General features: G+C 70.6%; 6 protein-coding genes. 4 read left to right on the top strand and 2 right to left on the bottom strand.

Annotated elements, in window-relative coordinates:
• Positions 1 to 117: 117 nt before the first annotated feature.
• Both ACZ7KI_RS41370 and ACZ7KI_RS41365 read right to left on the bottom strand, forming a co-directional pair.
• The gene (locus ACZ7KI_RS41370; protein ID WP_470278461.1) at positions 118 to 1602 is read right to left on the bottom strand and encodes a helix-turn-helix domain-containing protein; all 1485 of its coding nucleotides are present in this window, start codon (positions 1600 to 1602) and stop codon (positions 118 to 120) included.
• Between the two features lie 359 nt (positions 1603 to 1961).
• A complete protein-coding gene (locus ACZ7KI_RS41365) occupies positions 1962 to 3392 on the bottom strand; it encodes a beta-propeller fold lactonase family protein (protein WP_470278460.1) in 1431 nt (476 codons plus the stop codon).
• 242 nt (positions 3393 to 3634) lie between these two features.
• Between ACZ7KI_RS41365 and ACZ7KI_RS41360 the strand changes: the two genes are divergently transcribed.
• From ACZ7KI_RS41360 to ACZ7KI_RS41345, 4 genes are read left to right on the top strand one after another with little or no spacing between them, the layout of a single operon-like run.
• Positions 3635 to 4807: an MFS transporter gene (locus ACZ7KI_RS41360; protein WP_470278459.1), complete on the top strand. Its 1173-nt coding sequence runs from the start codon at positions 3635 to 3637 to the stop codon at positions 4805 to 4807.
• Positions 4804 to 6522: a fatty acyl-AMP ligase gene (locus ACZ7KI_RS41355; RefSeq protein ID WP_470278458.1), complete on the top strand. Its 1719-nt coding sequence runs from the start codon at positions 4804 to 4806 to the stop codon at positions 6520 to 6522. Before ACZ7KI_RS41360 ends, ACZ7KI_RS41355 begins: the two co-directional genes overlap by 4 nt.
• The gene (locus tag ACZ7KI_RS41350) at positions 6519 to 12668 is read left to right on the top strand and encodes a beta-ketoacyl synthase N-terminal-like domain-containing protein (protein WP_470278457.1); all 6150 of its coding nucleotides are present in this window, start codon (positions 6519 to 6521) and stop codon (positions 12666 to 12668) included. The genes ACZ7KI_RS41355 and ACZ7KI_RS41350 overlap by 4 nt, the downstream gene beginning before the upstream one ends.
• Positions 12665 to 13624 (top strand): alpha/beta hydrolase, encoded by a 960-nt coding sequence (locus ACZ7KI_RS41345; RefSeq protein WP_470278456.1) that lies wholly within the window; start codon positions 12665 to 12667, stop codon positions 13622 to 13624. Before ACZ7KI_RS41350 ends, ACZ7KI_RS41345 begins: the two co-directional genes overlap by 4 nt.
• The last annotated feature ends 1 nt before the right edge of the window (position 13625 follow it).

The raw sequence follows: 13625 nt of genomic DNA, 5'->3' as shown, positions 1-13625 counted from the left end.
CATCAACATCTCCATGATCACTATGATGACCAGGCGCCTGACCCGCCCAAAAAGCGGGCCAGGACCACCTAGACAGGTTCAAAGACAGGCTCTAACACTCCCGACCCTCACCGCGGGTCAGTCGATGCGCAGCGCGCGTATCCGGTTGTAGAGCGTCGAGCGGCTGACCCCGAGCGCGGTCGCCGCTTTCTGTTTGTTCCCGCCCGCGGCCTGGATCGCGGCCACGATGACTTCGCGTTCGGCTTCGCGCAGCGGGGAATCGGGCGACGGTCTCCCGCGATACGACTCGGGAAGATCCGCGGGGAGGATGTCGCCCGCGGAGCGCACCTCGGCGATCGCCTGCACGACCCGCCGCAATTCGGACAGGTTTCCGGGCCAGGGTTGCGCGGTCAGCACGCTCAAGGTGTCGGTGGTGAGACGGGTACGGCCCTTCCCCACGGCGTCGTCCAGCATCCGCTGCGCAAGCCGGGGGATCTCGTGTCGGCGCCGCCGCAGGGGCAGCAGATTCCGGCGCGCCGCACACAGCCCGGCCAGCGGCGCGCGCAGGCCGTCCGGAGTCGAGACCACCACGACCTCGCGCAGGGTATCGCGCAGTCGCTGGATCAGCAGCGCGGTCATCCGCTCGGAAAGCAGTTGGGCGTTCTCCACGATCACGGCCTGTCCCGGGGTTCCGAGTACGTCGTCCATCGCGGTGGCCCATGCTTGCTCGCCCTGCCGCACGATTTCGGCGGCGTCCAGCGTCGTCGGCTCGTGACTGGTGGCCTCCTTCGCGGCAGTGGTACGCCCGCTGCCCACCTCGCCGACCACGAGAAGTGGCCAGCCTGGTTCGTGATCGCGGTCGCGCCGGTGTGCCGGGGCATCGGCGAGGATGTCCACCAGCACACCGTGACCCCCGTCGATGGGGGCACAGCGCACCGCGACGGCGCGGCCGGAAGCCAGGTCGAGGCGCTGTGTCTCGCCGGGACGCGACGGTGCCTGTTCGGCGCAGGCCCGGACGGCCACGTGATCAGCGGGTTGCAGCAGGTCCAATGCTGCTGGGGTGGCCAGCACCAGACCCTCGCCGAGCACGATCACCGGGCGGTCGCGCCGGCGCGCGGCCCGTTGGAACGCGGTCAGTAGCAGGCGCTGGGCATTGGGGGAGGCCAATTGCAGGCGGTCCTCGATATCGCGGACCATCCGCTGGACGAGTGGTGGGAAGAGCCGGTCGTCCTGTCCGGACGGCCTGCCGATCCCGAGCACCCCTTCGAGCCTGCGGGTGATCGGATGGACGATCGGGTGTCCGTAACAAGTGAACGTGTGGAAGGACGCCAGTGAATGCTCGGGGCCGCGGACGAGCAGTCCACGCCTCGTCTCCACCGGTGTGCCCACCGCGTTGACCCCGATCTCGTCCTCGCCGAAGGAGACGCCCGGCGTGATTCCGAGTTCCTCGATGGTCCGATGAAACGACCGGTTCGCCGAGCGCACGCCGACGACCTTGGCCGTGTGATCGGCCAGGACCAGCGCGAGGGGGGAACCGTCGAGTTCGGCGGCGAAGCGCTCGAGGACCGGTTCTGCCGCGCGGCTCAGCGGGGTGGTGTCGCGCGGTACCGTCCGGTCTGTCATCGCGACTCCTTCGGCACGGTCGACAGAAAAAGCGAGCGTTAAATATATAATGCCTCTAAGTTACGGAAGTAACCACGATCGAGGGAGGGACAAACCCGTCCCTCCCGGACGCGGTCGCGCTTTGTCACACTGGCCTGAACGGACTCGACAGGTGTCGTTCCCCGTCCAGGTGAGGAGTTCTCCCATGAGCGCCCGCTGGGTGGACTTGCGACCATCGCGTCCTCTCAGGCGGTCTCGGCTCTGTCTTCTCTGCCTCGGAATCCTTGCCCTGTGGTCGTCCAGAGGGCGCTGCCTTCCGGCAGACGAATGCGGCCCACCGTCCGTAGTGGACGGTGGGCCGCCGTGTTTTCCCGGAAGGGCTACTGAGCGGTGACGCTCGCGGTCGCCCGCGGTCCGCCGTTGCAGCTGACGGTCTGTCCGGTGAAGACCGCCTTCGTCGAGCAGCCTTCGTCGTCGGTCACGGTGACGTTAACGGTCCGCGGACCGTCGTCGGCGAACGTGTGCGCGACCTCGGGCTCCGTCGTCGTCAAGATCTGCCCGTCACCGAAGTCCCAGTCGTACCGCACGATCCTTCCGTCAGGATCGGACGACGCCGCCGCGGAGAAGAAGCCGGTGCCGCCCTGAGCGGACACCACGCGCACCGCCGCGGTCGGCCCTTGATCCGGGGTGAGCACGGCGGACGGGCCGTCGTTCATCAGCACGCCCGTGTTCGTGGCGGGCTGCCCTGTCGGTGCCAGGCCGCCGTTCTCGCCGACGTTGTAGCTGTGCACCCGCGAAGTCACCCCGGGGGAGAAGACGTCGGCCAGGAACAGCACCTTCCCATCCGGGCTCAGGATCGTGCGGCCCGGCATGCCGTCCGGAGCGTCGTACGGCGAACCGGGCAAAGGAGTGAGCGCGCCGTCCGCACCGATCCGGAATCCTTCGACCGCGCCACTGCCCGCGGTGGGCACGTACAGACGGCCGCTGTCGGCGGTGATCGCCGCGCCGTGCGGGAGATCCCCGGTCGGGTACGGGCCACCCGGTGTCGGGGTGAGTGTGCCGTCCCCGCCGATGGCGTACCCGATCATGCTGGCGCCTTGTTCGTTGCTGACGTAGAGGAACCGGCCGTCGGGAGTGACCGCGGGCAGCGCCGGGACGTTGCCCGTGGGGTACTGGCCGATCAGCGTGAGACGGCCGTCCGGTGCGACCGCGAAACTGGTCACCTTGGACAGCAGGGTGCTGGTGACGAACAGGAACCGGCCGTCCGGGGTGAGGGCGGGCAGACTGAGCGCGCTGCCACCGGGAACCGCCGCCGGGGGTGCGGTGGTCTTGGTGATGGCGCCGGACGCGGCGACGTCGTAGGACCGGACCTCGTTCTCCCCGCCGCCCATGGTCGCGAACAGTCGTGAGCCGTCGGGGGTGAGGGCGAGGCCGACGACGGCCGCGCCGGTACCGATCTTGCCGCCGGGAATCGCGGTGAGCTTGCCGTCGGCGCCGATCCGGTACCCGGTGATCGATGAGCCGGTCAGGCTGGCGACGTAGGCCTTCTTGCCGTCGGGGGTGACGACGATCGAAAAGCCGGCGGACGCGGAGAACGGCGATCCGGAGACCTTGGAAAGCGTGCCGTCCTTGGCGACACCGTGTACCGCGACATTCTGGGAGAGCAGACCACCCACGAGCAGGAACCTGCCCGGGGTGGCGGTGGCGGCGTTCGCCGGTGACGACGCCAGGAGGCCTCCGGCGAGGAGCGACAGGACGGCCGTGAGACCGGCCGCCGCGCGACGGGGGCGGAAAAGAGGATTTCTGGACATGAGCGCGTGAAACCTCCGTGTTGTGAACTTCTCGACGTTGAGCCAGATCAGCGGAGCGGGGCTCGCTTCGAAGTAAAGGAGCTTTGACCGGTGGTGACTGTCCAAGAAGTTGGACAGCCGGTGACGGGGCGGCTCCTTACCGTCGTAACGGGAAAGCGCCGCCTGACTCGATGAAGAGTGGAGTGGAAATGGGAATCTGCCGCCCGGATGACCAAACACTCCACTGTGGACGGACGAGGTCCGTGCTCGCGCTGATCGTCACGGTCGCCTTCCTGGTCGCGGTGGACAACACGATCGTCGCGGCGGCTGCCGGATCCGTCGTCGCGGATCTCGGCGCCGGCATCGGGTTGGTGCCGTGGCTGGGACTGGGCTACGCGCTGCCCTTCGCCACGCTGCTGGTGTTCACCGGACCGGTGATCGATCGGTTCGGCGCGCGGGTGGTATTGCGGTGGGGCGGCGCCGGGTTCGCGCTCGGGGCTCTTCTCGCTGCGACCGCTTGCGGGACTGCCCCGCTGCTGGTGGGCCGGGTGGTGCAGGGTGTGGCGGCCGCGGCGATCGTGCCCGCCACGTTGACCCTCCTGCAGTCAGCCCTTCCACCCGTTCACCGGACGACCGGGGTGGCCGCATGGCTGGCGGCGCTGGCCTGCGGCCTGGCCGGCGGGCCGGTCCTCGGCGGGGCACTGAGTGAGTACCGACACTGGCGGTGGGTGTTCTGGGTGGTGCTGGCGTGTGCCGTGGTCGTGCTGCTGCTCGCCGGAGCGGCGCCGGCCGAGTCGGGAGAGAGGACTCCGCGGCTCCGCCGGGCGTTGCCGGAGCTGGTGCGACACCGGACTTTGACCGGATCCCTGCTGCTACAGGCACTCTGGGGGATCGGCATCACCGGCGTCGCGTTTTTCACGCCGCTGGCATACGGGGAGTTGTTCGGTGTTGGGCCAGTGGCCGCCGCCCTGCCGTTGGTGATCGTGGCGCTGGCGGTGATCGCGGTGACACCCCTCGTCGGACGAGTGGTGAGCGTGCTGGGCGCCGGCGTGGCGGTCGCGGGTGGGCTCGTCACGGTGACCGCCGGCCTGGGGACGCTCGCGGTCTTCGGGAACGAGCCCGCGATCGTTCCGAGACTCGCCGCGCTCGCGCTGATCGGGTTCGGCTCCGCTTTCACCGCTCCGCTGACCACGCGGGTGCTGGAGGACGTCCCGTCCCGGCTGGCGGGCACCGCCGCCGGGCTACTGTCCGCGTCACGTGAGCTGTCGGGCGCCGTTGGTGTCGGCTTGGCCGGGGCGCTGGTCGCGATCGGCCCGCTCGTCGACGGCTACACCCGCGCACTAGCCCTTTCCGCGGTTCTGACCGCCGTGGCCGCGTTGCTGGCCACGCGCCTGATCCTTCCCCCGCACACCGACGAAGTGAGGAAGATTCGATGATCTCGGTCGCACCTGTTTCGACGGCCATCGCGCCGTTGCCAGGGCAGCTCGCGGCGTGTGCCGCCTTGGACGGCGACGCCGTGGCCCTCACGTTCCTGGACCACCGGCGGCATCCCGCCGGGCGCGCGATCTCGCTGACCTGGCGTCGGCTCGACGACCGGGCCACCGACATCGCGGTCTGGCTGCGGTCGAGGGTGAACGCTGGGGAACCGGTGGTGATCATGGCGGATCAGAGTCCCGAGTACATCACGGCTTTCCTCGGGATCCTGCGTGCGGGCGCGGTGGCGGTGCCGCTCTTCGGCCCGGATCTGCCGGGCCATGGGGACAGGCTCGCCGCTGTGCTCGCCGACTGCGCACCCCGCCTGGTGCTGACCGGAGCGGACGAGAGCGGGCAGGTTCGGGCCTTTCTCGACGAGCGGGGGATGAGCGACGTCGTCGTCCACGCGGTGGAGGAGGTTCCGGACGCGCGTGGGGAAACCGCGGCGGTCGCCTTGACATCCGACGACGTCGCGTACCTGCAATACACGTCGGGTTCCACCGGCACCCCGCGCGGTGTGGTCATCACGCACGGGAACGTCGTGGCCAACGCACGGCAGGCCTGCGCGGCCTACGGGGTCAGCCGCGGGCAAGGAATCACGGTGAGCTGGCTGCCGCTCTTCCACGACATGGGGCTGATGCTGTCGGTCGCCGGGCCGCTGGTGAGCGGGGTCCGCACCGTCCTGATGCGGCCACTGGCGTTCCTGGAACAGCCGCTGCGATGGCTGCAGGCGCTGTCGGACAACCCCGGTGCGGTGACCGCGGCACCCGGCTTCGCCTATGCCTACGCCGCCGCGCGGGTCCGCGGGCCGGAGAAAGCGTTGTTGCGATTGGACACCGTTCTCGCCCTCGTCGACGGCAGTGAGCCCGTTCGATCGTCCGCGATCGAGCGCTTCCGGGAGGCATTCGCGGAATGCGGGCTCAGACCCGAGGCACACCGTCCGTCCTATGGGCTGGCCGAGGCCACGGTGTACGTCTCGGCCAGCACGGCGGGTTCCGTCGCGAGAGGACGGCGATTCGACCGGGCGGCGCTCGCGGACGGACAACTCACCGAAGCGGCGGACGACGGTGTCGAACTTGTCTCCTGTGGACGGTCGATAGACCAGCGGGTGCTGGTGGTCGACCCGGGCACCGAGCGCGAGGTGCCCGACGGAACGGTGGGCGAGATCTGGGTGAACGGTCCCAACGTCGGGCGTGGCTACTGGAACCGGCCGGTGGAGACCGCCGCCGTGTTCGGCGCGCGCCTGGCCGACCGGCCCGGCCTCGGCCGCTGGCTGCGCACCGGTGACCTGGGCGCACGGCACAAGGGGGAGTTGTACGTGACCGGACGGATCAAGGATCTGATCATCGTGGACGGACGCAACCATTACCCGCAGGACGTCGAAGACACTGTCGAGGGTGCGCACGACGCCGTCCGGCCTCGCAACAGCGTCGCGTTCGCCGTGAACACCCCGGGCGGTGAACGCGCGGTCGTCCTCGCCGAGCGCAACCGCCGGATCGAGCCGGGTGACGTGGACACGTTGCGGTTCGCGGCGACCGTGCGTGCCGCGGTCGCCCGGCGGCACGGGCTCGCCTTGCAGGACGTGCGGCTCGTCGAACCGGACACGTTGCCCCGCACCTCCAGCGGGAAGATCGCCCGGTCGGCTTGCCGTGACCGGTACCTGGCGGAGTTCGCGTGACCCCCGCCGAGCTCACCGCCTGGCTGGTCACCCGCCTGTCGGAACTGACGTCGTTGCCGCCCGGCCTGATCGAGGTGGACCGGCCGCTGCGCGACCTGGGCGTCTCGTCGCGTGACGCCATCGGCGTCGCAGGCGAACTCGGTGACGTGCTGGGCAGGCCTGTCACCCCGGATCTGGTCTACCGGCACCCGAGTGTCACCGAACTGGTCGCCGCGCTGCTCGCACCCGATCCCCAGGGCACCACGACCGGTCCCGCCGTCGAGGCGGAGCCGATCGCGGTGATCGGGCTCGGCTGCCGGCTGCCGGGCGGGATCGACTCGCCCGCCGGGTTCTGGGAGTTGCTGACCGACGGACGAGACGTCATCGGTCCTCGGCCTTCCGGCCGTGAAGGACCCGACGAAACCGGCGGCTATCTCGACGACGTCGCTGGCTTCGACGCGGAATTCTTCGGTGTCACCGCCCACGAGGCCGAGGCGATGGATCCGCAGCAGCGGATCATGGCGGAGGTCGCCTGGGCGGCTCTGGAGCACGCGGGTATCGCCCCGGGTGGGCTTCGGGGCAGCCGGACGGGGGTCTTCGCGGGTGTCTCGGCCGCCGAATACGGGGCGTTGAGCATGGCCGATCCCGGCCGGGTCGACGCCTGGTCGGGCACCGGGGCGTCGACCGCGATCGTGGCCAACCGGCTGTCGTACCTGCTGGACCTGAGAGGCCCCTCGGTGGTCGTGGACACGGCGTGCTCCTCGTCGCTGGTCGCGGTGCACCAGGCCTTGGTGAGCCTGCAACGGGGAGAGTGTGACCTCGCGTTGGCCGGTGGGGTGAACCTCTTGCTCAGCGAAGGTCCCTTCATCACTTTCCGGCGTGCCGGGCTGCTCGCCGCCGACTCACGCTGCAAGGCCTTCGACGCCGCTGCCGACGGGATCGTACGCGGCGAGGGATGCGGGGTCGTCGTCCTGCGGCGGCTGGCGGACGCCCGGTCAGCGGGCGACCGGATCCTCGCGGTCCTGCGCGGCAGCGCGGTCAACTCCGACGGCCGGTCCAACGGGTTGATGGCGCCCAATCCCGCGGCGCAGGCCGATCTCTTGCGCGAAGCCTACGACGCCGCCCGGGTCGACGCGTCCACTGTGGACTACGTGGAGGCGCACGGCACCGGAACCCTGCTGGGCGACCCGATCGAAGCGGGCGCGCTCCGGACGGCACTCGGCTCCGGGAGGACGTCGGAAAACCCGCTACTGCTGGGATCGGTGAAGACCAACCTGGGGCATCTGGAAGGGGCGGCTGGGATCGCGGGGCTGATCAAGGTCGTCCTCGCCCTCGACCACGGCGCCGTCCCGCGCAGCCTGCACTTCCGGGAACCCAATCCGCACATCGCTTTCGACAGTCTGAGTGTGGTGCGCAACCCCGCGCCGTGGCCGCGCTATTCAGGCCGTGCTCGCGCCGGCGTCTCGGCGTTCGGCTTCGGAGGCACCAACGCCCACGTCGTGGTGGAGGAATGGCCCAAGGCACCGGCTCCCGCGCCTGACGGCGAACACCGGACCGAACTTTTCGCCGTGTCCGGTGCGGATTCCGACCGGCTCGCCACCCAGGCCGCCGATCTCGCGGACTGGCTCGAAGAACGATCCGACACACCTCTGCCGTCGGTGGCCGCGGCCTTGGCGCGGCGGCGTGACCACGGCCGTGTCCGTGGCGTCGTGCGCGCGGCCGACCGTGCCGCCGCCGTCGCCGGGCTGCGGGCGATCGCGCGCGGTGACACCGCGCCGGAGGTGACCACGGGTCTCGTCCGTGCCGAAGCGGCCGCGCCCGTGTTCGTCTTCTCCGGGTTCGGGGCGTCCTGGACCGGCGTGGGGACACGGCTGGCCGCCGCCGAACCCGATTTCGCCGCCGCCGTGGCCGACCTGGACCCCGTGTTCGCCGAGGTATGCGGTTTCTCTTTGCGCGACGCGCTGGAAGGTGACGACGGCGATCTCCGGGTGGCGCAACCGGCGCTGTTCGGTGTGCAGGTCGCTCTCGCGCGGTACTGGGAAAGCCGTGGGGTACCCCCGGCCGCCGTGGTGGGGCATTCGGTGGGGGAGGTCGCCGCCGCGGTCGTCGCGGGAGCGCTGGAGGTCCGGCAGGGGCTGCTGGTGGTCCTGGAGCGGGCGCGGCTTCTCGCCGGGCTGGACATCGCGAACGCGGGCGCGATGGCGGTGGTCGAACTGTCGGCGTCCGAAGTGGACACTCGGTTTCCCGGCCTGGAGGTCGCGGTGTACGCGTCGCCCGGCCAGTGCACCGTCGCCGGGCCCGCTCCGGCCGTCGACCGCCTTGTGGCCTGGGTGTCGGCTGAAGGACGGTTCGCCCGTCTCCTGCCCATCGGGGCGGCCGCGCATACCGCGGCCGTCGAGCCGGGGTTACGGCGATTCCGCGACGCTGTCGGGACGGTGACGTCGTCGGCGCCTTCGGTCCGGGTGTTCTCGAGCGTGCCCGAAGACCCGCTGACGGAACCGAAATTCGACCTAGACCACTGGACGGCCAACCTGCGGCGCCCGGTGCGCTTCGTGCAGGCTTTGCAGGCCGCCAGGGAACGCGGGCACTCGATCTTCCTGGAGATCGCGCCGCATCCGGTGACCTTGACCGCCATCGAGGACACCTGCGGCCCGGACACTCTGGCGTTGGCGAGCACCAGCCGCGACGCCGACGGCTTCATGCCCGCGCTCGCGGGACTGCACGCCGCCGGGTATCCCGGCGCGCTGCATGGGCACTATCCGGAGGCGCCGGTCCTGGACCTACCCGGGCCACGCTGGCGGCACACCCGGTACTGGCGCGCCACGACGGCGTTTCCGGCCAGGCATCCGCTGCTCGGCGAATACGTCGAGGTACCGGAGGACGGCCGTCACCTGTGGCAGGCGGAGATCTCGGCCGAACGTCTCCCGTGGCTCGCCGACCACGCCCTGGAGGACATCCCTGTCTTCCCGGCCACCGGCTACCTGGAATTGGCACTGGCCGCAGGCGGCAAGGCCGTCCGCGAGCTGACCCTGGAGGCCCTCCTGCACCTGTCGGCACCGGTCACGGTCACCTCGAGCCTGACCGGTGACGAGTTCACGGTGCTGGCACGTTCGGCGGGCGAATGGGTCACCCACGCCCGGGCCACGGTCGTGGACGACGGCACGGCCGCCCCGCCACCGCTGTCACGGGTCGAGGGGCCGGATATCGACCTGTACAGCCGTTTCGCCGACGCCGGCCACGCGTATGGACCGGCTTTCCGCGCACTCCACGGGGTGCACGCGGCGAACGGAGCCGCGTCCGCCCGCCTGACGCTGCCCGAGGAGGCGACACACCACCCGGCGTATTCCTTGCATCCCGCGCTCGCCGACGCCTGCCTCCACGTCCTCGCCGCGGCCGCGGCGAGTTCCGGGACCTCCCCCGGACGGTACGTGCCCACCGTCCTCGGCTCGGTCCGGCTGCTCGGCGATCCCTCGCGCGGCACCTGGTGCGCGGCCGAGGTCACCGGGTCCACCCCGGAGGGCATCACCGGCACCGTCCAGTTGCTGGCCGACGACGACACCGTTCTGGTCGAATTCGCGCGAGTCCGTGCTTCGCGATTGAAGAAACCGGTCACCGTACTGGAACCATGCTGGGAGCCCGTTCCGTTGCCACCGGCGACATCCGGCCCGAGAACCTGGGCGCTGGTGTCCGAAGTGGACGAACCTGAGCTTGCCGCCGCTCTCACCGAAGTGGGGGACTGGGTGCACACTGACCCCTCCCGCCCGGCCGACGCGGTGGTGCTGGTCGCCGGAGAGGCCGCCGACCCCGGCGCCGCCCAGCGAGAGGTGCTGCGGGTGGCCACTCTGGTGCGGGGACTGGCCGACCGGCCTGAACCACCACGTCTGTGGCTCGTCACGAGGGGAGCGCGCGCCGTGCTACCGGGGGAGGGTGGTCAGCCCGGTCTCGCTTCGCTCCGCGCGGTGATCCGGGTGCTCGCCTTCGAACATCCCGGGCTGCGCGCGACACAGGTGGACCTGGATCGGATGGATTCGTTGGTTGCGGAACTCCGCGCGGACCAGCCGGAGGACGAGGTCGCCTGGCGCGAAGGTCGCCGCTTCGCCGCGAAACTGACTCGAACCGTCCCGGCGGCAGGCCCGGTCCCGGTCGGGCCGGGTGCCTACGTGATCACCGGCGGTCTGGGCGAACTCGGCCTGCTGACCGGGCGGTGGCTGGTGGATCACGGCGCGACCCGGCTGGTCCTCAACGGCAGGACCGGACCGGCCCCCGGTGTGCTCGACGGTCTGCGTGCTCGAGGGGCGCACGTCGACGTCGTGCTCGGCGACCTGGCCGAATCCGGGGTGGCCGAGCGGCTCGTCGAACGTGCGCAGGAGGGCGGCGTTCGCCTGCGGGGAGTCGTGCACGGTGCCGGCCTGCTCGCGGATCGCGTCCTGACCGAGCTGGACGCGGACGACCTGGCCCGCGCCTGGCGGCCCAAGGTCATCGGTGGCCTGCGGCTGCACGAAGCCACGAAGGACGTCGAACTGGACTGGTGGCTCGCGCAGTCCTCGCTGGCCGGTCTGGTCGGTTCGCCCGGCCAGGCCGCGCACGCCACCGCCAACGCCTGGCTGGACGCGCTGGTGGCCGCCCGGCGGGCCGCCGGACTGCCCGCGACCACCGTCAACTGGGCCGCGTGGACCCGTGACGGTGCCGAAGAGCGGCTCAACGCGGGACTGGCCTCGATCGATCCCACCTCCGCCCTGGACGCGCTCGGCGCGGTCCTCGCCGATGGCCGTCCGGCGTTCGGCCTGCTGGACAGCGACCTGAACGCCGCTGCCGACGCCTTCCCGGCCTTGGTGGACCGGCCGTTCCTGGCCGGCCTCGTCACCCGCGCCACGCAGGCAGGGAGAAGTGGCACCGTCCAAGAACGCCTGCTCGTCTGCGTCACCGACGTCTTGGGGATCTCTCCACCGGATCCACGGACACCGCTGCTCGAACTGGGCCTGGACTCATTGACTGCCTTACGGTTGCGCACGGCGGTGCTGCGGGAGTTCGGCACCCAGCCGTCCACCGCCCTGCTCCTGCGAGGGGCGGGAACGTCCGAGATCGCCGCCGCCATCGCCGCGGACCTTGGCATCGAGGCCGGCGCCGCTCCTGTCGTCGTCGGAGCCCGCGACCACGCGGAACGCTGGATCTCGTCGCTGTGGTGCGAGATCCTGGACGTGCCCGAAGTCGGTGTACATGACGATTTCGCGGGCACGACCGCGGCCTCCGGGCGGTTGCGCGAGGCCGTCACCCGGCGCCTCGGTACCGAACCGCCCGGTCTGTTCGACACCCCCACCGTGGCCGCCATGGCCGATGTCGTCCGCGACCTGCTCGACGCCTCTCCTGAAGGCACCGTCCGCACCCTGCGAGACGGGGATGGCCCGCCGCTGCACCTGTTCCATCCGGCGGGCGGGGCCACGAGCGTGTACCAGCCCCTCGTAGCCGCGCTCGGTCGTCCGTGCCTCGGCTACGAGCGGATCGACCACTTCGACTCCGTCGAAGAGAAAGCCGCGCATTACGCCGACCTGATCATCGTCCGGCAACCGGACGGCCCCTGCGCGCTGGCGGGCTGGTCCTTCGGGGGCTATCTCGCCTACGAAGTCGCCCGGGTGCTCACCGAACGAGGCAGGCTGGTCGGGCCGGTGGTGCTCATCGACTCGATCCTCCCGCTGCCCGGGCCGGACACCGCACCGCTCGACCGGTTCATCCGCTTCACCGAACACATCGAGCAAACCTATGGCGTCCCGCTCGGACTGTCCTACGACGAACTCGCCGCCGTCGGGGAGAACGACCGGATCGGGCTCGTGCTCGACCGGGTCCGCATGGCAGTGCCCGGGATCGGCGAGGGCGTCCTGCTTCATCAGCGAACGTCCTCTGTGGACGCGCTGGTGGCCGAGCGGTACAACCCGCGCCCGTGGCACGGACCGGTTGTGCTGCTCCGGGCGGATCAGCCGCATCCGCTGACGACGATGCTGGATCCGCGGTATCTGCGGACCGATGAAGCTCTTGGCTGGGACGCGCTGTGCCCGCGGTTGCGGGTCGCGCGGGTGCCCGGGGACCACGTCTCGATGATCGACCCGCCACACGTCACGGCTCTCGCGGCCGCCTTGTCCGCCGCATTCGACTTCCCGGAGGACACCCGATGAGACGGCTGTTCAGGATCGCGATCGTTCTGCTCGTCGTCGCCGCGGGCGTGACGATCCCGCCCGCGTCCGCCGAAGGTGCCCGCGTCGTCGGCGAGGTCCGGGTCGGCGAGCGGACGACGGATCTCGTGATCGACTCGCCCGCGCTCGGCACCACCGCCATGGTCAGGGTGCTGGTCCCGTCGAGCTACGCCGCTCGGCCCGAACGCTCGTTCCCGCAACTGTGGTTGCTGCACGGCTGTTGCGCGGATCAGGACACCGTGCCGACACCGGACTATCTCGGCTGGGCCGCGCACACCGACGTCGAAGAGTTCACCGCGGACAAGGACGTCGTGGTGGTGATGCCCGCCGGTGGGTACGCGGCGTTCTACTCCGCGTGGCGCTCCGGGAAACCGGACTGGGAAACGTTCCACACGACCGAAGTGCGGCAAGTGATCGAAAGCAGATTCCGGGTCAACCAGACCCGGGCGGTGGCCGGACTGTCCACCGGCGGCTACGGTGCGATGGCCTACGCCTTCCGACACAAGGGAATGTTCGCCGCGGCCGCGTCCTACAGCGGTCTTCCCAACACGCTGCTGCCCACCGCGGCCCAGTTGATCCAGCTGATCCTCGTCCGTCAGGGCCACGGACCCGAGGACCTGTGGGGTTCGCAGTGGTGGGACCACGCCGCCTGGAGCTCGCGCAATCCCTTCGATCACGTCGACGACCTGCGGGGCACCGCCCTGTACGTCTCTTCGGGCGACGGTCGCCAAGCGGGAAACCCGTGGTCGACCGATCCCATCGAGGCCGCCGCGTCGGCGTCGTCTCGCACTTTCACCGACCGGCTCCGGCTTCGCGGGATCCCGGTGACCGTGGACTACTACGGCGACGGTACGCACAGCTGGCCCTACTGGGAGCGAGAACTGCGCACCTCGTGGCCGTTCCTCGCCGCCGCGCTGAAGCTGGCAGGGAGGCAATAGA

The organism is Amycolatopsis sp. NPDC039088 (assembly GCF_055598845.1).
This window is presented reverse-complemented; position numbering and strand designations above follow the sequence as displayed.

Excerpts from the sequence above, each read along its gene's own strand:
- ACZ7KI_RS41370 (WP_470278461.1), bottom strand. The coding sequence starts at position 1,602 with ATGACAGACCGGACGGTACCGCGCGACACCACCCCGCTGAGCCGCGCG.
- ACZ7KI_RS41365 (WP_470278460.1), bottom strand. The coding sequence starts at position 3,392 with ATGTCCAGAAATCCTCTTTTCCGCCCCCGTCGCGCGGCGGCCGGTCTC.
- ACZ7KI_RS41355 (WP_470278458.1), top strand. The coding sequence starts at position 4,804 with ATGATCTCGGTCGCACCTGTTTCGACGGCCATCGCGCCGTTGCCAGGG.
- ACZ7KI_RS41345 (WP_470278456.1), top strand. The coding sequence starts at position 12,665 with ATGAGACGGCTGTTCAGGATCGCGATCGTTCTGCTCGTCGTCGCCGCG.